The 999-nt window shown below is 40.4% G+C and carries 1 protein-coding gene; it reads left to right on the plus strand.

Annotation, left to right across the window (positions count from 1 at the left end; translation table 11 throughout):
- Positions 1 to 43: 43 nt before the first annotated feature.
- A partial coding sequence (locus QM450_RS10555) for a transposase (protein ID WP_414320559.1) occupies positions 44 to 999 on the plus strand: 956 nt, incomplete at its 3' end.

A 999-nucleotide genomic window follows, 5' to 3' on the forward strand; every position in this document is an offset into this window, starting at 1 on the left:
TGGAATTAAGTGTGAGACGTTTGTGATAGAAATGAGGCCTACTATGACCAAACATAAACACCTTACCCTTTCAGACCGTAATGATATCCAATTAGGTTTAGAGCGCGGTGAAACCTTCAAAGCTATCGGGCAACTTATTCTAAAAGATCCGACTACTGTTTCTAAAGAAGTCAAACGAAACAAACAAATTAGAGACTCTACCTCTAACAACCTTCCTTGCCCTCTACTTGATAAAGCTCCCTTTGTCTGTAATGGGTGCTCTAAAAGAAGACAAAACTGTGGCTATCAGAAAATCTTCTACCTCGCTAAACAAGCTCAAAAGCAGTACGAACAAACTCTTGTCGAAGCTCGTGAAGGCACTCCGCTCAATTCCAAGACCTTCTGGGACATGGACAAAGTCATTTCTGATGGGGTTAAAAAGGGACAACACATCTATCATATCCTGAAAACTCACAATATTGATGTTAGCTCCTCAACCGTCTATCGACATATCCGAAAAGGATACCTATCTATCACTCCTATTGACCTAGTCAGAGCCGTTAAATTTAAAGAAAGACGAAAAAATAATCTACCTTCCATCCCTAAAGAAGATAAAAAAGGCCGGTCCTATGAGGATTTTCAAAACTATTTAGTCCTTAACCAACTAAACTCTTGGCTGGAAATGGATACAGTTATGGGCAGAATGGGAGGTAAAGTCCTACTCACCTTCAATCTCTCTTTCTGTAACTTTATCTTCGCTAGGCTTCTGGAGAATAAAACTGCCCTTGAGCTTACCAAACACCTCTATGATATTAAGAATAACCTTCACGAAGCTGACAAAGACTTCTGCCAACTCTTTCCTGTTATTCTGACAGATAATGGAGAAGAGTTTGCCAGGGTTGATGACATCGAAATGGATGTGCGAGGAGAGAGTAAACTCTTCTTTTGTGACCCTAATCGCTCTGACCAGAAAGGGAGAATTGAGAAAAATCACACGCTGATTCGCGACATTCTACCTAA

Source organism: Streptococcus infantis (genome assembly GCF_047464615.1).
Taxonomy (GTDB): domain Bacteria; phylum Bacillota; class Bacilli; order Lactobacillales; family Streptococcaceae; genus Streptococcus; species Streptococcus infantis_Y.